Below are 24,119 nucleotides of genomic sequence, written 5' to 3'. Positions count from 1 at the left end.
CCTCGCGGCGAATGCAGGCGATAGGCTGCTAACAAAGTCAAAGCCTCGCCCCGCGGCGAATGGATTTGATGGCTACTCAGATAATTCCCCGCTCGCGCAATCCGTGGCGCTGCGCTTCGGTCAGGCCTAGCCCCGCCAGTACGTCTTCGGTGTGTTCGCCCAGCTGTGGGCCGCCGGTGCCGATGCGGCCTGGGGTGCGGCTGAGCTTGGGTAGCACGCCCGGAACCTTGAGCGGTCCGGCGAATGTATGTACCTGCTCGATCATCTGCCGCGCCAGGTAATGCGGGTCTTTGACAATATCGGCAGCGGTGTAGGGATAGCCGGCCGGGACGCGCGCGTCTTTGAGCGCCTCGATTACCTCGTCGCGACTGTGCTTCGCGGTCCATTCACCGATGGCGGCATCGATCAGTTCGGCATGCTGGGAGCGGCCGTCGTTATGGGCGAAGCGCGGATCGTCGGCAAGATCCTGGCGCCCCATCAGAGCCATCAAACGCTTGTAGATGCTGTCGCCGTTGCCTGCGATCAATACATACGCGCCGTCGCTGCACAGGTAGGAGTTGGAAGGCGTGATGCCGGGCAGGGCGCTGCCGGCGGGCTCGCGGATATAGCCGAAGGCGTCGTACTCGGGCACCATGCTTTCCATCATGGCGAATACCGATTCGTACAACGCTACGTCGATCTCTTGGCCCTTGCCGCTGCGGCTGCGCTCCTGCAAGGCGAGCAGCACGCCGATAACGCCGTAGAGCGAGGACAGCGAGTCACCAATGCTCACGCCTACCCGTACCGGCGGTTGACCGGGATAGCCGGACAGGTGCCGCAACCCGCCCATGGCCTCGCCGATCACGCCGAAGCCGGGCAGGTCGCGGTAGGGGCCGGTCTGGCCGTAGCCGGAGATGCGCAACATGATCAGCCGCGGGTTGAGCTTGGCCAGCTCGTCCCAGCCAAGGCCCCAGCCTTCGAGGGTGCCGGGACGAAAATTTTCCACCAGTACGTCGGCTTCGGCCACCAACTGACGAACTATTTCCTGACCTTCGGCGGCTTTCAGATCAAGGGTCACCGACTGCTTATTGCGCGACTGCACGTGCCACCAGAGCGAGGTGCCGTCCTTGAGCTTGCGCCATTTGCGCAGTGGATCGCCGACTCCCGGTGGTTCGATCTTGATCACCTCGGCGCCGAACTCACCGAGCATCTTGCTGGCGAAGGGGCCGGCGATCAGCTGGCCCATCTCGATGACCTTGAGGCCTTGCAGCGGCAAGCTGTTTTCATTCTTTTCGTTCATCACAACACCTGTGCCGGTAATCCATATGCGGAGGATGACCGAGGGCGGCGCGGTGGACAATTACCAAATAACCAAGCATGTATTCGCGGAATGCGAAGGCTGTAGGCTAATGCCTTTCTGAACGCTACGGTTTAAGGTTGCCGCTTCGTCACTTGCGAATACGAGAACCAACCATGCGGCGTGTCGATTTCGTTACCCTGCGCCTTTTTGTCGCCATTGCCGACGAGCGCAGCCTTACCCGTGCCGCCGAGCGCGAGCACCTGGCGCTCGCCGCTGTCAGCAAGCGCATCAGCGACATGGAGAGCCAGCTCGGCGTGAGCTTACTGTATCGCCAACCGAAGGGCGTGGAACTGACGCCCGCCGGCCATGCGTTGCTGCATCACGCGCGCAACTTGCTCGATGGCCTACAGCAGATGGATGCCGATCTCAGCGAATTCAGCCAAGGCGTGAAAGGGCACGTTCGCATCCACGCCAACACCTCATCGGTAATTGAATTCCTGCCCGAAGATCTGAGTGCCTTCTCTCGCTTGCATCCAGAAGTAAAAATTGATCTGGAAGAGCGCGTCAGCAGCGACACCCTGCGTGCTCTACGCGAAGGGCTGACGGATATCGGCATCTTCGCCGGGCACATGCCGGCCGAAGATATTCAGGTGTTCGGCTATCGCGAGGATCGGCTGGTGCTGGTCACACCGCGCGAGCATCCCTTGGCGACGCTGACAAGCATCGCCCTGCGCGATGCCGCCGGTTTCGATTTCATCGGCCTGCAGCAAGACGCGTCACTGCATGCGCTGCTGCAGCAGTCAGCCCAGCAGATGGGCATGCCGTTGCGGCTGCGCATTCAGGTGCGCAGCTTCGAGGCGATCTGCCGGATGATTCATACCGGCATGGGCATTGGTGTGCTGCCCGAGCAGGTGGTGCGCAATTACTTGCCGGCGCTGGATGTCGCGATCATTCCGCTTACCGATCCTTGGGCACGCCGCGAACTGAAGATTGGTGTACGCAACCTCGAAAGCCTCTCGGTCACGGCGCGACAGTTGCTGGAGCACCTCACGACTCGCGAAGGCAATCGCTGAAAACAGGCTGTATACGGCATGGCCTCGTCCTAGCCTTCGCGGGCAGCGAAGCCACGCTTGCTCAAATATGAATGTCAGCGGGAAACCACGCCGGCTAGAGTCCGGTTAGCTACACAGCTCACACAACTACAAAACGGAGCTTCTCCCATGGCACGACTCACCCGTGGTATCAGCCGCCTGCTCGCCGTTTCGGCATTGGTCACCGTATTCGGCGCTCAGGCCCAATCTCAGCCGAGCGCACCGATCCTGATCAAGTTCTCCCACATCACCGCGGACAGCACGCCCAAAGGGCAGGGCGCGTTGATGTTTCAAAAGCTCGTCCAGGAACGTCTGCCGGAGCAGGTCAAGGTCGAGGTTTACGCCAACTCGTCGCTGTATGGCGATGGCAAGGAAATGGAAGCCCTGCTACTGAACCAGGTTCAGATGCTCGCCCCAGCGCCGTCGAAACTCGAGCAATACACAAAGCAGCTACAGCTGTTCGACATGATGTTCCTCTTCGATGACGTCGCCGCCGCGCAGCGCTTCCAGCAATCGGACAAGGGCAAGGCCATGCTCAAGTCGATGGAAGACAAGGGCATCACCGGATTGGCTTACTGGCTCAACGGTATGCGCCAGTTCACCGCCAACAAGCCGTTGCGCGAGCCGACCGACGCTCGCGGATTGAAGTTCCGTGTTCAGCCGTCGGATCTACAGGCCGCTCAGTACACCGCGCTGCGCGCCGTGCCGCGAAAGATGGCTTTCGCCGAGATCTACCAGGGCTTGCAGACCGGCGTAGTCAATGCTCAGGACAACCCCTGGTCGAACATCTATAGCCAGAAGTACTACGAAGTGCAGCCGTACATGACCGAGTCCAATCACGGGATCGGAAATTACCTGCTGATCACCAACACCCAGTTTTGGAACGGCTTGCCGGCTCCGGTGCGTACCGAACTCGAAGAAATCATCGAGGAGGTTACCGCCGAGGTGAATCGTCAAGCCGAGGCTCTGAATGAAAAAGCCAGGCAGAACATCGTCGATACCGGCAAGAGCGAAATTCTGGTGCTGACCGAGGAGCAGCGCAATGCCTGGCGCGATGCGGTTCGCCCGGCCTGGAAGAAGTTCGAGAATGAAATTGGCGTTGATCTGATCCAGGCAGCTGAAGCGGCGAATCAGGCGCAATAATTCGTCCTTGTTCGTGCTCACCACGTTCGCCGCGAGGGCGTGCCTCTTACAGGGTTTCGTACAGGTTCGGCTTTAACGTCGGCGCGGCTAACGCAAGGGTTTATGCAGGCCTCGGTTTGTAGGAGACCCCCCTCGGCGCGAAGCTTTTTGGCTTTCCGGCAGATAGGGTTGCTGGTTGTTTGAGCGTTGATCAGGCGGGTACGCCTCCAACAGGGTTTCGTGCAGGCTTCGGCTTTAATGTCGGGCGCGGCTAACGCAGGGGTCGTTGCAGACCTCGGTTTGCGTAGGAGGCCCGCCCTCGGGGCGAAGCTTTTAGAGGAGCTGTCAGGGCTGACATTACGGGCTGGGATCGAGGTGAATGTCGGCCCTATAATCGCGCGATATTTCCCAGGGGTATCGACATGGCTATCGACGATCAGCGTTTTGGCGGTATAGCCCGTCTCTACGGTGCTGCTGGGCTAGAGCGTTTGGCGGCGGCGCATGTCGCAGTGGTTGGGATTGGAGGGGTTGGTTCCTGGGCGGCCGAGGCGCTAGCGCGTAGCGGGGTCGGCGAGATCAGTTTGTTCGATCTGGACGATGTCTGTATTACCAACACCAACCGGCAGGTGCATGCGCTGGAAGGCGCCGTTGGCAAACCCAAGGTTGATGAGATGGCGGCGCGGATCAAAGCGATCAACCCCGCATGTGTGGTGCATGCTGTTGCCGACTTCGTCACGCGCGACACTATGGCCGAATACATCACCGAACAGATGGATTGCGTCATCGACTGCATCGACAGCGTGCCGGCCAAGGCGGCGCTGATCGCCTGGTGCAAGCGGCGCAAGATTCAGATCATCGCCACGGGCGGCGCGGGCGGGCAGGTTGATCCGACGCAGATCCAAGTCACCGACTTGAACAAGACCTTCAACGATCCGCTGGCCGCCAAGGTGCGTTCCCTGCTGCGGCGCGAATACAACTTTTCCCGCACGCCGGGCCGCACCTACAGCGTGCCCTGTGTGTTTTCCACCGAGCAATTGCGCTACCCCAAGCCGGATGGCGGTGTCTGCCAGAGCAAGAGTTTCGTGGGCGAGGGAGTAAAGCTCGACTGTGCCGGCGGTTTCGGCGCGGCGATGATGGTCACTGCCAGTTTCGGTCTGGTGGCGGCGGCGCGCGCCGTCGACAAGCTGGTGGCGGGAGCAAGGCGGCCGGCGGAGCGTGCGCCGATAGGCTAGTCCCGACGCTGTTGCCTTCGTCGAAGGCGAACCGGGGCGCTGCGCTTGTTGTCCTTAGACGAGACAGATCGGACGCCATACACGTGAATAAGCTGCTCGGCAGGGTCGATACCCTGATCTACCTGATCGTCGGCCCGTTCGGCGTGCTCTATGTATTCCCGCGTTTCTTTCTGCAACTGGAACAGCAACTGGGCATCGAGCTGCCGCGCCTGGCAGTTCTGAAATACACGGGCGTCACGCTGATGAATCTGGGTGGGCTGCTGGCGATCGTCTGCGCGCTGATGATGTACCGGCATGGCAAGGGAACGGTCAGCCCGCTATCTGGACCGAAGGCCCTGCTGCGAGGCGGTCCGTACGGATGGGTCAGGCATCCGATGATGTGGTCGGGCACTTTCGTACTGATCGGCCTGATGTTGATCTACAGTTCGCCGCTGCTGGCGGTGTGGCTGGCGATCTGGAGCCGCTTCGCCGCGGTATATATCGCGCGTTATGAAGAGCCCTACCTGGAATCGGTGTTCGGTGAGCAGTATCGCGATTATTGCCGACGTACGCCGCGCTGGTTTCCCTGGCGCTCTGCCAGATGAGCCGCTATTGCGTTTGCCGGCTCAGTTCGCGCATGCGCGCCAACACTGCGTTCATGCCGTTGCTGCGCGAAGGCGATAGCTGCCGCGACAGGCCGAGTTGGTCGAACCACTCTGCGATGTCGAGCTGCCGCAGCTGAGCAGCGTCGAGCCCGTTGACGCGCACCAGCAGAACAGCGAGTAACCCGCGCAGAAGGCGCGCCTCGCTGGTGCCGCGGAAATGCCAGAGATCTCCTTGTCGCTCGCCGATCAACCACAGCTTGCTTTCGCAGCCTGCCACTTGGTTGGTCTCGTTGCGCTCGAATTCGCTGAGTGGCTCGAGCCTATCGCCCCACTGCATCAGCAACCGCGCGCGCTGTTCCCAACCGGCAGCCTGTTGAAAATTGAGCAGGGCTTCGCTAGCAGGGGCAGGCAGCTCGCTCATTGGAGCAGCTCCAGCGATTGGTCCAGCGCTGCGAAAAAACGCTCCAGATCGGTGCCGTCGTTGTACAGCCCGAGCGAGACGCGGGTGGCGCCATCGATTCCCAGACTTTTCAATAGCGGCTGTGCGCAATGGGTCCCGCTGCGAATGGCGATGCCTTGTTCGGTGAGCAGGTGCGCCAAATCACCGTGATGAATGCCGTCCACGGTGAAGCTGGCCAGTGCCAACTGCGGTTCGCCCAGCAGTCGCACGCCTTCACGGGTTGCGAGGCCCGCCAGTAATTGTTTATGCAGTGCTTGTTCGTGGTCAGCCACCGCCGTTGCGTCCAGTCTGGACAGATAATCCAGCGTCGCACCGAGCCCGATGACCGCACCGATGGGCGGCGTACCGGCCTCGAAGCCCAGCGGCGCGGCATGGAATTCGGCGTCCTGGAAGTCGGCGATACGGACCATCTCGCCGCCGAATTGCCAGTGCCTGAGCTTGAGCAGTGACTCGCCGCGCCCATAAAGCGCGCCGACGCCTTCCGGCCCGTAGAGCTTGTGGCTGGAGAGCACATAGAAGTCGAAGGCCAGCGCCTGCATGTCGTGCCGGCCATGGACCACGCCTTGGGCGCCGTCGACGATGGTTAGCGCGCCCTGAGCCTTGGCCAGCGGCAATAGCTCTGCAAGCGGTTGCCAAGCGCCGAGCACATTGGATAGCTGGCTGACGGCAAGTAGGCGGGTCCTTGGGCCAATCAATTGAGAAGCCGCTTCGAGATCGATCACTCCGCGATTATTCAGCGGCAATACCACCAGCCTGGCATTGCGTCGCTTCGCCAGTTGCTGCCAGGGCAGCAGATTGGCGTGATGCTCCAGCGCGCTGACGACGATCTCGTCATCCGCTTCGATCAGCGGTTCGAGGCCATAGGCAAGTAGGTTGAGCGCCTCGGTGGCGCCACGGGTGAAGACGATTTCGGTCGGGCTGGCTGCGTTGAGCCACCGCGCCACCTTGATCCGTGAATCCTCGAAGGCACGTGTCGCGCGCTCGGCCGGCTGATGCTGGGCGCGGTGAACGTTGGCGGTGCCGCTGGTGTAATAGCCGGTCAGCGCATTGATCAACGCTTGCGGCTTTTGCGCCGTGGCGGCGCTATCGAGGTAGGTCTGGCCCTGGGCTTCGAGAATGGCCAGGGCGGGGAAATCGGAACGCCAGGGGGACAAAAGCATAGCGTTAAGCCTGAAGCTGGAAGCTGGAAGCCCAAGCGATGCGCGGTTGCTTCCGGCTTCCGGCTTATGGCTTCCAGCTAAGCGGTCAGTTATGCGCGTGCAGCGCTTCGTTCAGCTCGATCGCGGACTTGTGCGTCTTGCATTCGACCGCGCCAGTCAGCGAGTTGCGGCGGAACAGCAGGTCGGTCTGGTTAGCCAGCTCGCGTCCTTTTACCACCTTGACCAGCTCGCCTTGCTCGTCGAGCAGGTTCACTTTGGTGCCAGCGGTGATGTACAGGCCGGCTTCCACGGTGTTGCGGTCGCCCAGCGGAATGCCGATACCGGCATTGGCGCCGATCAGGCAGCCTTCACCTACGGAAATGACGATGTTGCCGCCACCGGACAGGGTGCCCATGGTCGAGCAGCCGCCGCCGAGGTCCGAGCCCTTGCCGACGAACACGCCCGCCGAGACGCGGCCTTCGATCATGCCTGGGCCTTCGGTGCCGGCGTTGAAGTTGATGAAGCCTTCGTGCATGACGGTGGTGCCTTCGCCCACGTAAGCGCCAAGACGGATGCGCGCCGTATCGGCGATGCGCACGCCAGCCGGGACCACGTAATCGGTCATCTTCGGAAATTTGTCGACGGAGATGACTTCCAGCAGATAGCCCTTCAGGCGTGCTTCCAGTTGACGCTCGGCCAGTTCGGCCAGATCCACCGCGCCTTGGTTGGTCCAGGCGACGTTGGGCAGCAGCGGGAAGATGCCGGCAAGGTTCAGGCCGTGCGGCTTGACCAGGCGATGGGAGATCAGATGCAGCTTGAGGTAGGCCTCGGGCGTCGAGGTCAGCGCGGCGTCTTCGGCAAGCAGTGTGACTACCAGCGGGCGCTGGCTTTCGGCCAGACGGGTCAGCAGTGCGTGCTGGGTGCTGTCGATCGATTTGATCGCATCCGCCAGTTGCGCGGCCTGGCTGGTGGAGATGGTGATGGCCTGATTGCCACCTTCATAGCCGAGCAGCGGGGCGATAGCGGCGACCAGCTCGCCGGCCGGTTGCAGCAGCGGCTGCGCGTAGAAGACTTCCAGCCAGCTGCCCTGACGGTTCTGTGTGCCGACGCCGAACGCCAGGCTGAATAGGTTTTTGCTCATGGGGAATCCCTTTATCAATCACGCTCGTCTTGGCGAGCGGGTCTCAGTTCTTGGCTGCCAGCTCGACAGCGTAAATATCCGGCTTGAAGCCAATCAGCGTCTTGTCGCCCAGATCGAATACGGGGCGCTTGATCATCGATGGCTGAGCCTGCATCAGCTCGATGGCCTTGGCTTGGTCAAGATCAGCTTTTTGCACGTCGTCCAGCTTGCGGAAGGTGGTGCCAGCACGGTTGAGTACGGTCTGCCAGCCATGTTCGTTGCACCAGGCTTCCAGGTGGGCGCGGTCGATGCCGGCGCTCTTGTAGTCATGGAACTCATAGCTCAAGCCCTGCTGGTCGAGCCAAGTACGGGCCTTTTTCATGGTGTCGCACGCCTTGATGCCGTACAGACAGAGTCCTTTGTGTTGATCGGGCATAACAGCTCCGCATTCTCCGGCCAAACTGGACCGCGGATTATGCCACGATGAACACGAACCTGCCGCTTTGAGCGGCCTGGCGCTTTAGCTAGCGGAGTTGTCCGCCTGGCGCAGCAGATCCTCGATAGCCTGGGTGCTGGTCGGACGCACCACGCGGTCGAGTTCTTCGCCCTGGCGCATGAGAATCAACGTCGGCCAGAGTTTGACGCGAAACGACCGCCCCAGTGGGCGCCCAGGACCGTCTTCGATCTTCAGATGACGCAGTGAGCGCTCGGCCATAGCAGTCGCCAATGGCGGTTGCGCCGCACGGCAATGACCACACCAGTCGGTGCCGAATTCGAGCAGGGTAAAACCTTCGAGATCATCCACTTCGTCTCGCGAAGGGGCATTGGCGGTGTAGGTTTCGTTCACGGGCATGGTCGGCTCCTTGAGAATCCTAATAAGAGTGGGAGTCGCCGCAGCGGCCATCGGTTCAGCGGTAAAGGTCGCAAAGCGGTTCGACCTTTTTCAGGCCATACGTTGTCCATTGATCACAATCGTAACGATGAGGTCATGTATGGCACGCAAGCATTTCGAAAACCATGAGGCCATTTCCTCCGCCGTTCCTGCCGATGATGGATTCGAGGCGGTGATCGCGGTGAAGCGTCGTGATACCGACGACACTGCCCGAGTATTCAAAGTCGCCAACGGCCGGCATTACGACCTTGCGTCCGAGGCCGAAGTAGCAGCCGAGGCGGCGCTGACCAAGGTCAGGGAGGTCAGCAACGACGGTGAGCTGATTTGGGAAGAGAACGCAATCTGAGGAGAGCGCCATGAACGAGCCCGAAAAGCCCAATGTGGAGGAGCGCGATGAGCGCGAAGAACCCATCACGGCGGACATTCCGGAGCATATGAAGCCGGAAAACCTCGAGAAACTGCGCGACTACGGTAAAGACAAGATTCCGCCAGGTGTCGCCTGAAAGAGGGCCGGACGCCGCCGCGTCCGGCTCCGGCTCAAAGCGTGGCGGTAAACGCGCGGATGCGCTCGGCTGCTTCAACGCAATCGGCGAGCGGCGCCACCAGCGCCATGCGAACCCGATCCTTACCAGGGCTGACGCCATCGACTTCTCGTGACAGATAGGACCCTGGCACCACGGTCACATGTTCGCGGGCAAACAGCTCGCGGGTGAATTGCTGGTCGTCGACAGGCGTTTTCGGCCACAGGTAGAAGCCGCCATCGGGGCGCTGCACATCCATCACTGGTGTGAGGATGTCTAGAACCGCATCGAACTTTTCGCGGTACATCTGGCGATTGGCCTGGACGTGCGCCTCGTCGTTCCAGGCGGCGATGCTCGCGAGTTGGGTCTGCACGGGCATGGCGCAGCCGTGATAGGTGCGGTAGAGCAGAAACGCCTTGAGAATATCTGCATCCCCGGCAACGAATCCGGAGCGCAGCCCCGGCAGGTTCGAGCGCTTGGATAGGCTGTGGAACACCACGCAGCGTTTGAAATCAGTGCGACCCAGCGCGGCGCAGGCGGTCAGCAATCCGGCTGGCGGTTGTTTCTCATCGAAGTAAAGCTCGCTGTAGCACTCGTCGGCGGCGATGACGAAGTCATGCTCGTCGGCCAGCGCGATCAGCTTCTGCAGCGTGTCGAGCGGCACCAACGCGCCGGTGGGGTTGCCCGGCGAGCAGAGAAACAGGATCTGCGTGCGCTGCCAGATATCGGCCGGAACGGCGTCGAAATCCGGATTGAACCCATTCTCGGCGGTACAGGGCAGGTAGTGCGGCGTGGCGCCAGCCAGAAGCGTCGCGCCTTCGTAAATCTGATAGAACGGATTGGGGCTGAGCACCAGGGCATCCGCGCTGCGGTTGACGACGGCCTGAGTGAACGCAAACAGGGCTTCGCGGGTGCCGTTGACCGGCAATACGTGGCGCGCCGGATCGAGACTGCCAGCCGGTACGCCGAAGCGACGTTCGCACCAGCGGGCGATCGACTCGCGCAGCTCGGGGATGCCGAGTGTGGATGGATACACGGCCAGCTGGTCAAGACTGGCGGTTAGTGCCTGAGCAACGAAATCGGGCGATGGATGTTTCGGTTCGCCAATCGACAGCGCGATCGGGCGCTTTTCGCTCGGCGGTTGCGCGCCAGCGAGCAGGGCGCGGAGTTTCTCGAACGGATAAGGCTGCAGCAAGGACAGGTCGTTATTCATTGTGTGGTCTTCGAAACGTCGGGAAGCGCACAAATGCACGCTTCGATAAATCATTCGTTACGTGCACCGCCGTAATAGGCGCAGCCAAGCAGCGTCTGGCCGTCGAGGCGCAGTTCGGCGGTCAAATGGCTGATCGCACCGCTGGCATCATCGACGCAACGCTGTGGCGCCACCCAGAGATCGAGGCGCTGGTTGTTGGCTTCGCTGCTGAAGCTCGACTGTCCGCCCGGAAGTTGTTCTTCCAGATACGGCACGGCCAAGGGGGCCTCGCCGGGACGTTCGAGCAGCATGCCGCGGGTGGTGATCCTTACGCTCCAGCCTGGCTCGTTGCCACTGGCGCGCAGCGTCAATTGCTTGAAGTCGTCCGCGTCGCAGCCAGGACCTTCGGCTTGCAGTCGATAGACTTGGGTCAGTTGCAGTTGGCTATCGCCCTCTCGCGAAATCAGCGTGCCACGTACATCGGCAAACAGCGGTTGGCCGCTGTCGGACAATAGCGCCTGGGCATCTTCTGACAATCCGATCGCGTCGGTGTCGAGCAGTGTGATCTGGCGTTCGCCCTGACAAGTGCGCAACGACAGCAGACCGTCGCGGTGCGTGACCTCGCCCTGAAGCCGCTCGGTTGGTTGTCTGCGAGGGCCGTCGCTCCAGGGTAACGATTGGCAGCCAGCAAAAACCGGCAGCAGGGCGAGCAGCAAGACGCGCGGAGAAGTCATGGTGAGATTCGCTGAAACGGCGGGCGATGACGCGCCGGCTGCCCGGCGCAGTGGTAATCAGTCACCTTTCACGGCTTTGCCGTCGACGGTGCCTTCTTCGAGCATGATTTGGTATTCCTTGCCGTCCTTCTCCACCTGATGCAGGCGGACCAGCATGTAGTCCCAGTCCTTGGCGAACCAGAGGATGGTCTGACGCTTGCTCTGCGTCGGATCACGCACGCGCTCGACCTTGATCGCATCGATCTGGCCTGCCTTGGTGCTGACCGCTTCCTCGCCGAGCACACGGAAGTCGTAGGTTTCGATTTCATCGCCATCGACGACCTGATAGCTCATGCTTTTTTCGCCCGCTGCCACCGCTTCCTGCAGCGCGATCTGGTAGGTGGACTTGTCCAGCAGGCCGCGGTTGAGCGGCAGCTTGACCGGATCACCACGATCTTCTCCGGTGACCTGCTTAGCCTGCCAATCGAAGTCGTGCTTGATAGATTTGCCTTTGCCTAGGCCGCTGCGCTTGAGGCGGTACTTCTGTGGGATGAAGGTCTCGCCCTCGACGGTGAAGGTGCTGCGTTCATTGAAGCTGGCCACCAGCATGGAGGCTTCGAAATCCAGCTGCCAGGTATTGCCTTCGAGTTTTTCCAGGCTGCGCTGGGCGGTGCCGCTGACAGGCACTTGTTTCCAGTCCGCGGTGTAGCTGGCGGAGAAGGGCTTGAGCTCCAGAGCCTGGGCCGGCAGGGCCAGTACGGCGAGAGCGAGCAGCAAAGCGCGACGCATAAGATCTCCTAGATTCGTATCGGATGGCCGGAAGCCGGCAACGGAATGTCGTCAAGCATCGCGCCTTGCTCGGCAAGGCGCAAGCGGCCTTCGGCAAACCAGCGGACGGCCAGCGGATAGATGATGTGCTCAGCTGCATGCACCCGATCGGTCAGTTCGCCGATGCTTTCGCCGGGCTCGATATTGAGGCTGGCCTGTATTGCCACGGGGCCACCATCGAGCTCTTCGGTGACGAAATGCACGCTGCAGCCGTGCTCGTGCTCACCGGCTTCGAGGGCGCGACGGTGGGTGTCCAGCCCCTTGTATTTTGGCAGCAGGGACGGGTGGATGTTGAGCAGACGGCCCTGGTAATGGCGGACGAAGCGCGATGTAAGGATGCGCATGAAACCGGCCAGTACGACCAGCTGCGGCTCGTACGTATCAATGATCTCGGTAAGCGCGGCGTCAAAGGCTTCGCGATCGGCGAAGTCCTTGTGTTGCACTACGTGAGTGGCAATGCCGACGGCTTGCGCGCGCTGCAGACCGAATGCTTCGGCGCGATTCGACACGACCGCGCGGATACGCACCGGATTCTCTTCACCGAGGCTGTCGATCAGGGCCTGGAGATTGCTGCCAGACCCTGAAATCAGCACTACGACATTGCAAGGCGCGCCGAGGCTCATCAATGTCGTTTCAGGTTGTTCAGCACGACGCGCTCGGCATCCGCGCCAGCGGAGGCGATTTCACCGATCACCCAAGGACTCTCGCCGGAGTCACGCAGGTTGCCGAGAACGGTTTCGACTTGATCCTGTGCCACGCAAATGACCATGCCGACGCCGCAGTTGAGCACGCGGTGCATTTCATGCTCGTCGACGTTGCCTTTCTCCTGGAGCCAGTCGAACACCGCGGGACGATTCCAGCTGGCGATATCGAGGACGGCCTGACTGCCTTCGGGCAGTACGCGCGGGATGTTGTCCAGCAGGCCGCCACCAGTGATGTGCGCCATGGCCCTGACCGCGCCGGTGTCCTTGATCAGCTTAAGCAGCGGCTTGACGTAGATGCGGGTCGGCGCCATCAGCAGTTCGGTGAGTGGTTTGCCGTCGAGCTGGATGTTCTCGATATCGGCGCCGGCCACTTCGATGATCTTGCGGATCAGCGAATAACCATTGGAGTGCGGGCCGGAAGAGGGCAGCGCGATCAACGCGTCGCCAGCGGAAACCTTCGAGCCGTCGATGATTTCGCTCTTCTCGACCACGCCGACGCAGAAGCCGGCCAGGTCGTAGTCTTCGCCTTCGTACATGCCAGGCATTTCGGCGGTCTCACCGCCAACCAGCGAGCAACCGGCCAGTTCGCAGCCGGCACCGATGCCGGTAACCACGGTTGCGGCGATATCCACGTTGAGCTTGCCGGTGGCGTAATAGTCGAGGAAGAACAACGGCTCGGCGCCGCAGACCACTAGGTCGTTGACGCACATGGCCACCAGATCCTGGCCGATGCTGTCGTGCTTGTTCAGATTCAGTGCCAGGCGCAGCTTGGTGCCGACGCCATCGGTACCGGAAACCAGCACCGGCTGCTTGTAGCCGGCCGGAATTTCGCAGAGCGCGCCGAAGCCGCCCAGACCGCCCATGACTTCAGGACGCGCGGTACGCTTGGCCACGCCCTTGATGCGTTCGACCAGCGCTTCGCCTGCATCGATGTCGACACCGGCGTCCTTGTAGCTGATGGAGGGTTGCTTGCTCATAATCCGGACCTGTAAGGAGAGTGCGGGGCGACCGGTGGGACAAGGCTGTTGTCTCGACGCGGCGAGGGCGCCGGACCGGTCTGCGGAAAGCGCGCGATTTTATCAGGCTTGCCGCACAGCGGCCATCCCGCCGCGGTTCCCGTGGATGGATCGGCGAGTATGCGCCGCAGAGTAGTGATGCCCGACGCGCAACTCCGGAGCGCGGCGGTTGCCGCGGTTCAGACGCCTGTTTAAGGTATAGCGCTTGATTCCCAGTGGCCGAAGCCGATCGTCGTCAGTCGACCGGCAGGCTCCCCATGACTGGCCAGCCAGCGAGTATTTCCATGCGCCTCATTCCCCGTCTTTTGGCCCTTTGCTGTGCGGTCGTCTCCGCCCACGGCATGGCGGCACCTCTCAGCGATCTATACAAGGTGCGTGAACCAGTTGCCAGCCAGCAGCCGGATGAGCGCGAGGAAGCGCTGCGCAAGGCGTTCGATACCCTCGTACTACGCCTCACGGGGGAGCCCGAAACGGCAGCTGTTGCGCAACTGCGCAGCGATCCGCAGCAGCTCGTAAGCCGCTACGCCTATGAGGGCGATGCCGTTGTGGTGAGCTTCGATCCAATCACAACCGAGCGCGCGCTGCGGTCCGCCGGGCTGTCGTTGTGGGGAGCTGACCGCCCGAGCATCCTGATCTGGTGGCTGGGCGAGTCGGTCAACGGCACGAATCTGGTCGGCGACGCTCAGGAGGGGGCGTCCGATCTGCAAGCAGCCGCCCAGCATCGCGGCTTGCCACTGCGCCTACCTCTCGCCGATCTGAGCGAGCAGCTCGCGGCCACTGCCGAGACCATCGCGGCGAACGAGCCTGAGGCGCTTCGCGACGTGTCGGAACGCTACGATGCGGATGGCCTGCTGACGGTGCTTGCGAAGCAGTCCAGCGAAACCTGGGAGGCCAGTTGGCGCCTCTGGGTTGGCGATAAGCAGACGCAAGGCAAGGCGAGCGGCGACAGCCGGGCCGCGGTGGCAGATGCGGTGATGTTGGCGGTGAGCAAGTTTCTCGCACCGCAATACCGCGTGGCGCCGGGCGAGACCGAAGAAATCACGCTTGAAGTGCTGGGCGCCGATGTCGAGCGTTTCGCCGAATTGGATCGCCTGCTCGAGCCATTCGGCGCTCGCCTGATACGGGTCGAAAGCGATCGGCTGGTGTACCGCCTCAATGCCAGCCCGGATCAGCTGCGGTCTCAGCTGGCCTTGGCACGTTTGCAGGAAGTGCCGGCTGATGAAGTTGTTGCGCAGCCGATCGATGCCGGATTGCCGACGAACGATGCCGCCGCACCGCCGAGCGATGCAACCGCGCCGGTTGCGGGCAGCGAAGCACCTCCGATCGATGCCCAGGTCCCACTCGAGGAGCCGGACCAGCCTGCCGCTGAGCCACCGTTGCAGCCAGATCAGGGCGAGGTATTGCGCTACCGCTGGTGATGCGCCGCTTGATCAATGCTGACAAGGCGGGCGCTGCACATGTGGCGCTCGCTGGTTCATGAATCCTTACCTTTCGCCAGCGATGGCACTGCGGCTCGAATAACGGAGCAAGGCGTCTAGCCCATGACGATCACTCATACCAACCGCTGGCTATGGCTGGCAGCACTGTTGCTGCTTGGCTGGCTGGTTTATCAGCTGTCACCCATTCTGTCGCCGTTTCTGGTGGGCATCCTGCTGGCCTACTTGGGCGATCCGCTGGTTGATCGCCTGGAGCGCTGGAAGCTTTCCCGCACCTGGGGCGTGATTCTGGTGTTCACGCTTTTCACCTTGCTGTGCATGTTGCTGCTACTGGTATTGGTACCGATGCTCGGCAAGCAGCTGATGCACCTTTATCAGCTGGCGCCCGTGGGGCTCGATTGGCTGCAGATGACGGCGCTGCCCTGGGTGCAGATGCAGTTTGGTCTTGACGAAGATTTCTGGCGCTTCGACCAGATCAAGAGCGCATTCACCGCCAATCTTGGCAGTACCAAAGATGTGGTGGCGGTTATTCTCAGTCAGGCGACGGCTTCCAGCATCGCGCTGCTGGCGTGGCTGGCGAATCTGTTGCTGGTGCCGGTGGTGTGCTTTTACCTGCTGCGGGATTGGGATCTGATCATGGCCAAGCTGCGGGCCTTGTTGCCGCGGCGGCGGGAAGAGACAGTCATGGCGTTGCTGCGTGAATGCCATGAGGTGATAGGCGCATTCCTGCGCGGGCAACTGCTGGTGATGCTGACGCTGGCGGTGGTGTATTCGGCCGGCCTCATGCTGGTCGGCGTCGAGCTGGGGCTGTTGATTGGTGTGCTGGCCGGTCTCGCCAGCATCGTGCCCTATATGGGCTTCGTGGTCGGGATCGGCGCGGCAGTCGTCGCTGTGCTGTTCCAGTTCGGCCTGGAGCCTTACCCGTTGCTGGGTGTCGCGGCGGTATTCACGGTCGGACAGATGCTCGAGGGCATGCTGTTGACGCCGTTGCTGGTAGGTGATCGGATCGGCCTGCACCCGGTCGCAGTGATTTTCGCGGTGCTGGCGGGTGGGCAGCTGTTTGGTTTTACCGGCGTGTTGCTGGCCTTGCCGGTGGCGGCGGTGATCATGGTTCTGCTGCGTCACGTGCATGATCTCTATAAACTCTCCGACCTTTACGTAGAGCCGCCGGTCGTATCGGTCGACCCACCCAGCCAGACATGAAACCCATCCAGCTTCCCCTTGGCATTCGTCTTCGTGACGACGCCACCTTTGCCAACTTCTATCCGGGCGCCAATGCTGCCGCGTTGGGCTATGTCGAGCGGGTCTGTTCGCCCGAGGCCGGCTGGTCCGATGAGTTGATCTATCTCTGGGGCAATACAGGTGTTGGGCGTAGCCATCTGCTGCAGGCCGCTTGTTTGCGTGTCGAACAGCGCGGCGAGCTGGCGGTGTATCTTCCGCTCGCCGACGTGGCCGAGTATGGGCCGGCGCTGCTGGACAATCTGGAGCAGAGCGAGCTGGTCTGCCTGGATGATGTGGATGCCATAGCCGGTGATCCCGTATGGGAAGAGGCGCTGTTCCACCTGTTCAATCGGCTGCGTGACAGTGGTCGGCGACTGCTGCTCGCGGCCGATGCCTCGCCGCGGGAAATCGCCGTGCAACTGCCTGATCTCAAGTCGCGCTTGAGCCTCTCGCTGGTATTCCAGCTGCAGGAGCTTTCCGACGAAGACAAGCTGCGCGCGCTGCAACTGCGAGCCTCGCGCCGCGGCCTGAACCTGCCGGATGACGTCGGCCGCTTCATTCTCACTCGTGGCGCGCGCGACATGAGCACGTTGTTCGAATTGCTCGATCGGCTCGATCAGGCCTCGTTGCAAGCGCAGCGAAAGCTGACCATTCCGTTTCTTAAGGAAACGCTCGGCTGGTAGCGATTCGGTTGTTGGAGTGCTGGAGGGTTTTGCCTGATGCTCCAGCGTCGCGCCATTGGTGGGCTGAAGCCCACCCTACGGTCTAGCAGGTAGGGTGGGCTTTAGTTGTAGGGTGGGCTTCAGCCCACCAACATCCGGCAGCAACTCCCTGCGCTCAAGCCGCCTCAGCTTTCACCCGCCGCTTTACGCTCGTACTGATACGCCCAGCGGGTATAGAGCAGGGCGCTGATGAACAGCGTCAGGCTGATGATCGCTTCCAGCCAGCCGTAAACCATCCGTGCTGGGTTGATGGCAGCAAGAACGCCTTGGATGAAGTAAAGATTGACGATGAAGCAAGTCCAGGCATGGGCGCGTGGGCTGCCGGAAATCATGCCCGGAGCGACCAGCAGCAGCGGAATCAGCTGAATGCTGATCACCACCCAGGTCCGCGCACCGTGCAGGTCGGCGAAGGCCAGATTCCAGACGATCAGCAACGCGGCAAGGCTAATGAAACTGGCCAGGCTGAGCACTCGGCTGAACTTCAACCGCGGGGCCAGCCATTCGAGCGACGGAAGGGGTTTGGGCTTTCTAGCCACGGTCATTCTCCAAACGCTTGGCGGTCTGCGCGAGGCGTTGGCCCAATGCGCGGCAGAGGCTGATTTCGTGCTTGTCCAGCAGGCGCTTGCCGTCTGCGCCGGCGTGATGGCTGGCGCCATAAGGCGTGCCGCCGCCTTGCGTCTCGAGCAGGGCGTTTTCGCTGTATGGCAGGCCGAGTACCAGCATGCCGTGGTGCAGCAAGGGCAACAGCATGGACAGCAGAGTCGTTTCTTGACCGCCGTGAAGGCTGGACGTCGAGGTGAAGACGCCGGCGGGTTTGCCCACCAGTTCGCCGGTCAGCCAGAGTCCGCTGGTGCCGTCGAGAAAGTATTTCAGCGGGGCGGCCATATTGCCGAAGCGAGTCGGACTGCCGAGCGCCAGGCCGGAACAGTTCTTCAGGTCGTCGAGCGTCGCGTAGACCGCGCCTTGTTCGGGGATCGTCGGCGCTACCGCTTCGCATTCGGTGGAAACGGCCGGCACGGTGCGTAGCCGGGCTTCGAGCCCGGCCTGTTCGACACCGCGTGCGATCTGTCGCGCCATCTCGGCGGTGGCACCGTGGCGGCTGTAATACAGCACCAGAACGTAGGGTGCGCTCATGGCAGGATCTCCAGCACCTTTTCGGGCGGACGGCCGATCACCGCCACATCGCCGGCAACCAGGATCGGTCGTTCAATCAGTTTTGGATGCGCGACCATCGCATCGATGATTTCGGCATCGCTGAGCGCAGGGTTGGCCAGGTCGAGGGTCTTGTATTCCTCTTCGCTGCTGCGCAGCAGTTGTCTCGGCCTGATGCCTAAACGTGCAAGGATCTGCTTGAGTTCGGCGGCGGTGGGAGGCGTTTCTAGATAGCGGACGACCGTGGGGTTCAGGCCGCGTTGTTCGAGCAATTCCAGCGCGCCGCGCGATTTCGAGCAACGTGGATTGTGATAAAGAGTCAGTTCGGTCATTTGTAGTTGCTTCACGCCAGGGTAGGTCGCCATTCTAACCTTCAATGCAGCGAGGCCTGAAACGGTAGGTCGCCGGCAACGGTGAGCAAAGGTAAGTCGCCGGTTGTCCCACGCAGGTGGACAGGGTTGGAACGAACGGGTCATCAAGGGGATGGAATGCAGCAAAGGATCAATGATTTCGTCGAGTTCGGCCGTTTCCTGGTGCAACGCTTCCTGGCGGACCGTGGCCCTCACAGTGCCGCCGCGCTGACCTACACGACACTGTTCGCCGTGGTGCCGATGATGACGGTCACCTTCGCCATGCTTTCGGCCATCCCCGCGTTTCAGGGCGTCGGCGAGCAGATCCAGCTGTACATCTTCCGAAACTTCATCCCTTCCACGGGCGCAACCATTCAAGAATATTTGGTCGCCTTCACGAATCAGGCAAGGCAACTCACTTGGTTTGGCGTGGGGTTTCTGATGGCGACCGCGCTGATGATGCTATTGACCATCGAAAAGGCGTTCAACGTAATCTGGCGGGTGCGACAGCCACGCCGTGGCATCTCGAGCTTCCTTCTGTACTGGGCCATCCTCAGCCTCGGTCCGCTGCTGCTCGGAGCGGGGTTCGCCATGAGCACCTACATCACATCCTTGTCGCTGATCTCCGGCCCCCATGCATTGATTGGCGCCCGTACCGTACTCAAGGCGATGCCGCTGGTGCTCAGCGTCGCGGCCTTCACGCTGATCTACGCAGCGGTGCCGAACACCCGGGTGCCGTTACGGCATGCGGTTGTCGGCGGCACTTTCACGGCGGTTCTGTTCGAAGCGGCCAAGCAATTGTTCGGTTTGTATGTGAGCTATTTTCCCAGCTACCAGCTGATCTACGGGGCTTTCGCCGCGGTACCGCTGTTTCTGTTGTGGGTTTATCTGTCCTGGATGATCGTGTTGTTTGGTGCGGAGCTGGTCTGCGGTATGTCTTCGTCGCAGCAATGGCGGCGTCGCTCGGTACCGCGCCTTCTGGTCATGCTCGGGTTGCTGCGTGTGCTGCACGAAAGCCAGAAGGCTGGGCGCGAGGTACGCTTGCGTGATGCGCATCGAAGCGGTTGGCAACTACCCGAAGATGAGTGGGATGAAATTTTCGAATTCTTCGAACGGGAACAACTCGTCTGTCGGACCGGGTCGTCCGGATGGGTCCTGTGTCGCGATCTCAATCATTACAGTTTCGATCAGCTGTTGCGCTCCAATCCCTGGCCGCTCTCGGGTAACCATGCCTTGCCGGAGCAGCTGGACGAACCCTGGTACCCGACGCTGAAACAGTCGCTGGAGCTGCTACAGAAGGAGCAGGCGAACCTGTTCGGTGGCAGTGTTGCCGACTGGCTGCAGGCGCGACGGGTTTGAACGAGACAATTCAGCATTGCAAGGAAACGAAGATGATCAAGCGCTCCATTGCTGTATTCGGTCTGCTCGCCTGCCTGGCGCTGACTGGATGTGCAGAAGACTGGGGCCCCGACCAGCACGGTGCCGACGTCACGGCGCAGCAACTCGAGGGTCAATGGCTGTTGATCAATTACTGGGCTGAGTGGTGCGGCCCGTGTCGGACGGAAATCCCCGAGCTGAATGCGCTGGACGACTCACACGACGACATCACCGTTCTCGGCGTCAATTTCGACGGCCTGCAGGGGGAGGAACTGGCTGCGGCAGCCAAGGACCTGGGCATCGGTTTTCGAGTCCTCAGCGTCGACCCCGCCGAACGCCTGGATCTGCCGCGCAGCGCGGTGCTACCGGTGACCTATATCGTCGATGGCGACGGCAAGGTGCGTCATCAGCTGGTCGGCGAACAAACCGCTGAGGGCCTGCAGGAGCATCTGGCAAAGTTGGGGAGGTAGCGGTCGAGCTTCAAGCTTCAAGCCACAAGTTAAGAGCAGGGCAGCAGGGGACGGTGGCGCTTCTGCTTGCAGCTTGCCGCTGCCCTTAGGGCTTCACGTACCAGAAGTCCTGCCAGAAGCCGATCACCTTCGCCGGGTAGTGGTTCTTGCCGAGGCTACCGTTGTAACGGGCCAGGGCGCGATTGATGTCGCCTTTTTCCTTTCTCAGGTAGTAGCTGAGGATGGTGCAGCCGTAGCGCAGGTTGGTGGCGTTGTCGGTGAGATTGTCCTGCGGGCGCCCCAATTCGGCCTTCCAGAATGGCATCACCTGCATCATGCCTTGCGCACCGACGCTGGAAATGGCGAATCGGTCGAAATGACTTTCGGCGTGTATGAGCGCAAGCACCAGGTCAGGTTTCAAACCCGCCTTGCTGGCCTCCTGGTGCACCAGTCGCAGTAGCGTCAACCGTTCTTGCGGGTCGCGAACGTAGCGCTTGAGGCGGGTCGACATATCCATCAGCCAGACTTCCGCCTCGAAGCGATCCTGGAAACTCTCGGCTTCCGCTACGGTGCGTTGCATCAGTTCGCGCAATTCCGGCTCGGGTGCCTGGCGAACGTTGGCGGACACTGGCCCGGCGACGACCAGCACAAGTAGCAATGCGTAGCGCAGCGGCGTCACGATGGATCAGCCGTCTTCGCCCGGATCGCTGGCCTGGCGGCCAGCGTCCTGCATCAGGCTGCGAAGAAACTCCTGCTGCAAATCAGGATCATTGCGGGTCAGCTCGATCAGGCTCTGCTCGAGTTCGCTGGCTTCTTCCTCGAGGCCAAGCTCCGAGAGCCGCTTGACGCGATGCACCCACTGGCTGACGTCATCGCCCTCGAGATCGTTGAAAATCAGGTCGTGGGCTTCGAGCAGCTTGCCGCGCAGACTGCGGCTGACCAGCAGCATCGCGTCGGCACGGGTCGAGTCCTGTGGATCCTCGACCTGCAGGTGGAGCTTGCCGATCTGACTGATGTCCTGATCGGCGAACGAGCCATCGAGCAGGTTGAGCCGCAACACTCCGTTGCGGTCAGTGCTCAGCTCATGGGTTTCGGGGCCGGCAACGACCAGCACGGGGCGCTCGGCCCAAGGCAGGCTGGAGTATTCGAGGCGAGTATCGCGGCGCTGTTCGTCGAGGCTGGCAAGGTTCTGCTGCGAACGTCCGTTGGACTCGACGTTGACGAACGGGTTGAGGCCAGCAAAACCGTAGTTGATCCAGCCGCGCGTGGCGCTTTCCGGTATTTTGCCGAGCAGGGCCACGTTGAGCACGTTGGCGCCGACCCCGGCGACCACTGCGACTGCTCCCAGCGGAATCTCGTACAGCTCGCGCCACGCCTGATAAGGCGTGTAGCGATCATAGCGGCGGGTCACTTCGAAATCAGTGACTTCGAAGGTCTTCTGGTCGAGCACGCGGATACGCCGCTGCGGTAGCTCCAGCAAGGGCTCTCCCACTTCGATGCGAAGGCTGTGGTCGAGCAGTTTGCGTTCGGTACGGGCTTCGTGTTCGCTGCGTTGAGGCAGCTGGTTGGCGCAGCCACCCATAAAAAGCGCCACGCAAAGCGTGGCGCAGAGTGAAGCACTTCGGTTGTGCATGATGTCCGTCAGCGACTGGCGCGTGAATTGATGAACTCGAGGATGTCGGCGGCAGCGACGGCCTGGCTTTCGGCATCGCGACGATGCTTGTATTCCAGCGTGCCGTCGGCAAGTCCACGATCGCCGATGACGATGCGATGCGGGATGCCCACCAACTCCATATCGGCGAATTTGACGCCGGGACTGGTCTTTTTGTCACGGTCATCGAGCAGTACGTCGTAGCCGGCGGCGGTGAGCTCCGCATAGAGCTTATCGGTCGCTTCGCGAACGGCCTGATTTTCATACTTCATTGGCACCAGGGCGATCTGGAAGGGTGCCAGCGCCTCAGGCCAAAGAATGCCGCGCTCGTCGTAGTTCTGCTCGATGGCCGCGGCGACCACACGGGATACGCCGATGCCGTAGCAGCCCATGGTCAGGGTGACCGGCTTGCCGTTCTCACCCATGACGCTGCAGTTCATCGCCTCGCTGTACTTGGTACCGAGCTGGAAGATATGCCCGACCTCGATGCCGCGCTTGATCACCAGAGTGCCCACGCCATCGGGGCTGGGATCGCCTGCTACTACGTTGCGCAGGTCGGCGACCTGCGGCAGAGGCAGGTCGCGCTCCCAGTTGATGCCGAAATAGTGCTTGTCTTCCTGGTTAGCGCCGGCTGCGAAGTCGCTAATCAGCGCGACCGAACGGTCGATGACGCAGCTGATCGGTAGATTCAGCGGGCCCAACGAACCGGGACCTGCGCCAATGGCGGTACGGATCTCAGCATCGGAAGCGAACACCAGCGGGCTGGCAACCTGAGCCAGGTTCGCCGCCTTGATCTCGTTCAGTTCATGGTCGCCACGCACGACCAGAGCAACCAGCTGGCCTTTCTCGACCCCCTGTACGACGAGCGTCTTGATGGTTTTCACGATGGGCAGCTGAAACTGCTCGACCAGCGCAGCAATCGTCTTGCAGTTCGGTGTATCGACCAGGCGCAGTTCTTCGGTAGCGGCGCTGCGCTCCGCTTCGCGTGGGATGGCTTCGGCCTTCTCGATGTTGGCGGCGTAGTCGGAGCTGTCGCTGAACGCGATATCGTCTTCGCCGGATTCAGCCAGTACGTGGAATTCATGCGAGCCGGTGCCGCCGATCGATCCGGTATCGGCTTGCACGGGACGGAAATTCAGCCCAAGGCGAGTGAAGATGTTGCAGTACGCCTGGTGCATGCGGTCATAGGTTTGCTGCAGCGATTGCTGGTCCGCATGGAAGGAGTAAGCGTCCTTCATGATGAATTCGCGACCGCGCATCAGGCCGAAGCGCGGACGGATCTCGTCGCGGAATTTGGTCTGGATCTGGTAGAAGTTGATCGGCAACTGCTTGTAGCTGTTCAGCTCGTTGCGAGCCAGATCGGTGATGACTTCTTCGTGGGTCGGGCCAACGCAGAATGCACGGTCATGGCGGTCATTCAGGCGCAGCAGTTCGGGACCGTACTGCTCCCAACGACCGGATTCCTGCCAGAGTTCGGCGGGCTGAATAGCGGGCATCAGCACTTCCAGCGCGCCGGCCTTGTTCATCTCGTCGCGAACGATAGCTTCAGCCTTACGCAGCGCACGCAGGCCCATCGGCATCCAGGTGTAGAGGCCGGACGCCAGCTTGCGGATCATGCCTGCACGCAGCATCAATTGATGGCTGATGACCACTGCATCGGAAGGCGTTTCTTTAAGGGTCGAAAGCAGGAACTGACTGGTGCGCATGAGGGCCGTTGTGTCCTTGCAGAGCGGGGAATTTGGCTCGGCATTGTACGGCTGCGGTGAGGTGGCGTACAGGTGGGGTGGTGGTTGACAGACGGTCGAAGTGCTGTGGCTTGCGAAATAAAGAAACCCGGCTGAACCGGGTTTCTTTCATGCGTAACCGCT

Annotated in this window: 28 protein-coding genes; 11 read left to right on the top strand and 17 right to left on the bottom strand. The window is 61.4% G+C overall.

Features of this window, described 5'->3' with window-relative positions; genetic code table 11:
* Positions 1-76 precede the first annotated feature (76 nt).
* Positions 77-1,279, bottom strand: a complete 1,203-nt coding sequence (locus GYM54_RS06880) for a CaiB/BaiF CoA-transferase family protein (protein WP_197445975.1) — start codon at positions 1,277-1,279, stop codon at positions 77-79.
* A gap of 173 nt (positions 1,280-1,452) precedes the next feature.
* Here GYM54_RS06880 and GYM54_RS06875 point away from each other — a divergent pair, with 173 nt between their 5' ends.
* From GYM54_RS06875 to GYM54_RS06860, 4 genes are all read left to right on the top strand, one after another.
* A complete protein-coding gene (locus GYM54_RS06875; RefSeq protein WP_197445976.1) occupies positions 1,453-2,352 on the top strand; it encodes a LysR family transcriptional regulator in 900 nt (299 codons plus the stop codon).
* A gap of 147 nt (positions 2,353-2,499) precedes the next feature.
* Positions 2,500-3,513 (top strand): DctP family TRAP transporter solute-binding subunit, encoded by a 1,014-nt coding sequence (locus GYM54_RS06870; protein ID WP_197445977.1) that lies wholly within the window; start codon positions 2,500-2,502, stop codon positions 3,511-3,513.
* 401 nt (positions 3,514-3,914) lie between these two features.
* Positions 3,915-4,724 (top strand): tRNA cyclic N6-threonylcarbamoyladenosine(37) synthase TcdA, encoded by an 810-nt coding sequence (gene tcdA / locus GYM54_RS06865; protein WP_197445978.1) that lies wholly within the window; start codon positions 3,915-3,917, stop codon positions 4,722-4,724.
* An 83-nt stretch (positions 4,725-4,807) separates the two neighbouring features.
* The gene (locus tag GYM54_RS06860; RefSeq protein WP_131650172.1) at positions 4,808-5,308 is read left to right on the top strand and encodes an isoprenylcysteine carboxylmethyltransferase family protein; all 501 of its coding nucleotides are present in this window, start codon (positions 4,808-4,810) and stop codon (positions 5,306-5,308) included.
* Between the two features lie 4 nt (positions 5,309-5,312).
* Here GYM54_RS06860 and GYM54_RS06855 read toward each other — a convergent pair whose 3' ends face one another.
* From GYM54_RS06855 to GYM54_RS06835, 5 genes are all read right to left on the bottom strand, one after another.
* Complete coding sequence (locus GYM54_RS06855) at positions 5,313-5,729, bottom strand: SufE family protein (RefSeq protein ID WP_197445979.1); 417 nt, start codon at positions 5,727-5,729, stop codon at positions 5,313-5,315.
* Positions 5,726-6,928 carry an aminotransferase class V-fold PLP-dependent enzyme gene (locus GYM54_RS06850; protein ID WP_197445980.1) on the bottom strand — a complete coding sequence of 401 codons (1,203 nt, stop codon included), beginning with the start codon at positions 6,926-6,928 and terminating at the stop codon, positions 5,726-5,728. The genes GYM54_RS06855 and GYM54_RS06850 overlap by 4 nt, the downstream gene beginning before the upstream one ends.
* Positions 6,929-7,013: 85 nt before the next feature.
* Positions 7,014-8,048: a 2,3,4,5-tetrahydropyridine-2,6-dicarboxylate N-succinyltransferase gene (dapD, locus tag GYM54_RS06845; RefSeq protein ID WP_197445981.1), complete on the bottom strand. Its 1,035-nt coding sequence runs from the start codon at positions 8,046-8,048 to the stop codon at positions 7,014-7,016.
* Between the two features lie 43 nt (positions 8,049-8,091).
* Positions 8,092-8,463, bottom strand: a complete 372-nt coding sequence (locus tag GYM54_RS06840) for an ArsC family reductase (protein ID WP_181100981.1) — start codon at positions 8,461-8,463, stop codon at positions 8,092-8,094.
* An 84-nt stretch (positions 8,464-8,547) separates the two neighbouring features.
* Positions 8,548-8,880, bottom strand: coding sequence for a thioredoxin family protein (locus GYM54_RS06835; protein WP_181100983.1), 333 nt, complete (start codon positions 8,878-8,880; stop codon positions 8,548-8,550).
* A 139-nt stretch (positions 8,881-9,019) separates the two neighbouring features.
* On the opposite strand from GYM54_RS06835, the gene GYM54_RS06830 reads away from it, so the two are divergent.
* Positions 9,020-9,265: a hypothetical protein gene (locus GYM54_RS06830; protein ID WP_181100985.1), complete on the top strand. Its 246-nt coding sequence runs from the start codon at positions 9,020-9,022 to the stop codon at positions 9,263-9,265.
* A 10-nt stretch (positions 9,266-9,275) separates the two neighbouring features.
* Complete coding sequence (locus tag GYM54_RS06825; RefSeq protein WP_181100987.1) at positions 9,276-9,422, top strand: hypothetical protein; 147 nt, start codon at positions 9,276-9,278, stop codon at positions 9,420-9,422.
* A 34-nt stretch (positions 9,423-9,456) separates the two neighbouring features.
* Here GYM54_RS06825 and dapC read toward each other — a convergent pair whose 3' ends face one another.
* Genes dapC through purM form a run of 5 tightly spaced genes read right to left on the bottom strand, consistent with a single transcriptional unit; the run spans position 9,457 to position 13,857 of the window.
* Positions 9,457-10,653, bottom strand: a complete 1,197-nt coding sequence (gene dapC, locus GYM54_RS06820) for a succinyldiaminopimelate transaminase (RefSeq protein ID WP_197445982.1) — start codon at positions 10,651-10,653, stop codon at positions 9,457-9,459.
* A 50-nt stretch (positions 10,654-10,703) separates the two neighbouring features.
* Complete coding sequence (locus tag GYM54_RS06815; protein WP_197445983.1) at positions 10,704-11,366, bottom strand: COG3650 family protein; 663 nt, start codon at positions 11,364-11,366, stop codon at positions 10,704-10,706.
* A gap of 57 nt (positions 11,367-11,423) precedes the next feature.
* Positions 11,424-12,134: a DUF3108 domain-containing protein gene (locus GYM54_RS06810; RefSeq protein ID WP_197445984.1), complete on the bottom strand. Its 711-nt coding sequence runs from the start codon at positions 12,132-12,134 to the stop codon at positions 11,424-11,426.
* Positions 12,135-12,142: 8 nt separating this feature from the next.
* A complete protein-coding gene (gene purN, locus GYM54_RS06805; protein WP_197445985.1) occupies positions 12,143-12,796 on the bottom strand; it encodes a phosphoribosylglycinamide formyltransferase in 654 nt (217 codons plus the stop codon).
* Positions 12,796-13,857, bottom strand: a complete 1,062-nt coding sequence (gene purM, locus GYM54_RS06800; protein ID WP_197446002.1) for a phosphoribosylformylglycinamidine cyclo-ligase — start codon at positions 13,855-13,857, stop codon at positions 12,796-12,798. Before purM ends, purN begins: the two co-directional genes overlap by 1 nt.
* A 320-nt stretch (positions 13,858-14,177) precedes the next feature.
* On the opposite strand from purM, the gene GYM54_RS06795 reads away from it, so the two are divergent.
* The 3 genes from GYM54_RS06795 to hda all read left to right on the top strand — a co-directional run bounded on the left by GYM54_RS06795 (position 14,178) and on the right by hda (position 17,233).
* Positions 14,178-15,311, top strand: coding sequence for a DUF2066 domain-containing protein (locus GYM54_RS06795; protein ID WP_197445986.1), 1,134 nt, complete (start codon positions 14,178-14,180; stop codon positions 15,309-15,311).
* Positions 15,312-15,434: 123 nt separating this feature from the next.
* Complete coding sequence (locus GYM54_RS06790; RefSeq protein WP_197445987.1) at positions 15,435-16,532, top strand: AI-2E family transporter; 1,098 nt, start codon at positions 15,435-15,437, stop codon at positions 16,530-16,532.
* Complete coding sequence (gene hda / locus GYM54_RS06785) at positions 16,529-17,233, top strand: DnaA regulatory inactivator Hda (RefSeq protein WP_131650186.1); 705 nt, start codon at positions 16,529-16,531, stop codon at positions 17,231-17,233. The genes GYM54_RS06790 and hda overlap by 4 nt, the downstream gene beginning before the upstream one ends.
* A 164-nt stretch (positions 17,234-17,397) precedes the next feature.
* Here the strand turns inward: hda and GYM54_RS06780 are convergent, their stop codons facing one another.
* Genes GYM54_RS06780 through arsC form a run of 3 tightly spaced genes read right to left on the bottom strand, consistent with a single transcriptional unit; the run spans position 17,398 to position 18,756 of the window.
* Positions 17,398-17,808: a DUF2069 domain-containing protein gene (locus tag GYM54_RS06780; RefSeq protein WP_131650187.1), complete on the bottom strand. Its 411-nt coding sequence runs from the start codon at positions 17,806-17,808 to the stop codon at positions 17,398-17,400.
* Positions 17,801-18,406: an NAD(P)H:quinone oxidoreductase gene (gene wrbA, locus GYM54_RS06775; protein ID WP_131650188.1), complete on the bottom strand. Its 606-nt coding sequence runs from the start codon at positions 18,404-18,406 to the stop codon at positions 17,801-17,803. Before wrbA ends, GYM54_RS06780 begins: the two co-directional genes overlap by 8 nt.
* Entirely contained in the window at positions 18,403-18,756 is a 354-nt protein-coding gene (arsC, locus tag GYM54_RS06770) for an arsenate reductase (glutaredoxin) (RefSeq protein ID WP_131650189.1), read from the bottom strand. Before arsC ends, wrbA begins: the two co-directional genes overlap by 4 nt.
* 156 nt (positions 18,757-18,912) lie before the next feature.
* On the opposite strand from arsC, the gene GYM54_RS06765 reads away from it, so the two are divergent.
* Together GYM54_RS06765 and GYM54_RS06760 are read left to right on the top strand one after the other, a co-directional pair.
* Entirely contained in the window at positions 18,913-20,133 is a 1,221-nt protein-coding gene (locus tag GYM54_RS06765; protein ID WP_131650190.1) for a virulence factor BrkB family protein, read from the top strand.
* A 32-nt stretch (positions 20,134-20,165) separates the two neighbouring features.
* Positions 20,166-20,621 (top strand): TlpA disulfide reductase family protein, encoded by a 456-nt coding sequence (locus GYM54_RS06760; protein ID WP_197445988.1) that lies wholly within the window; start codon positions 20,166-20,168, stop codon positions 20,619-20,621.
* A gap of 85 nt (positions 20,622-20,706) precedes the next feature.
* Here the strand turns inward: GYM54_RS06760 and GYM54_RS06755 are convergent, their stop codons facing one another.
* The 3 genes from GYM54_RS06755 to GYM54_RS06745 are packed head-to-tail and all read right to left on the bottom strand — an operon-like array spanning position 20,707 to position 23,957.
* Positions 20,707-21,279, bottom strand: a complete 573-nt coding sequence (locus tag GYM54_RS06755) for a transglycosylase SLT domain-containing protein (RefSeq protein ID WP_197445989.1) — start codon at positions 21,277-21,279, stop codon at positions 20,707-20,709.
* 6 nt (positions 21,280-21,285) lie between these two features.
* On the bottom strand, positions 21,286-22,233 hold the full coding sequence (locus tag GYM54_RS06750; RefSeq protein ID WP_181101003.1) for a hypothetical protein: 948 nt from the start codon (positions 22,231-22,233) through the stop codon (positions 21,286-21,288).
* Between the two features lie 8 nt (positions 22,234-22,241).
* Positions 22,242-23,957 carry a proline--tRNA ligase gene (locus tag GYM54_RS06745; protein ID WP_197445990.1) on the bottom strand — a complete coding sequence of 572 codons (1,716 nt, stop codon included), beginning with the start codon at positions 23,955-23,957 and terminating at the stop codon, positions 22,242-22,244.
* Positions 23,958-24,119 lie beyond the last annotated feature (162 nt).

The sequence above is a fragment of the Pseudomonas sp. MTM4 genome (assembly GCF_019355055.1).
Taxonomy (GTDB): domain Bacteria; phylum Pseudomonadota; class Gammaproteobacteria; order Pseudomonadales; family Pseudomonadaceae; genus Stutzerimonas.
This window is presented reverse-complemented; position numbering and strand designations above follow the sequence as displayed.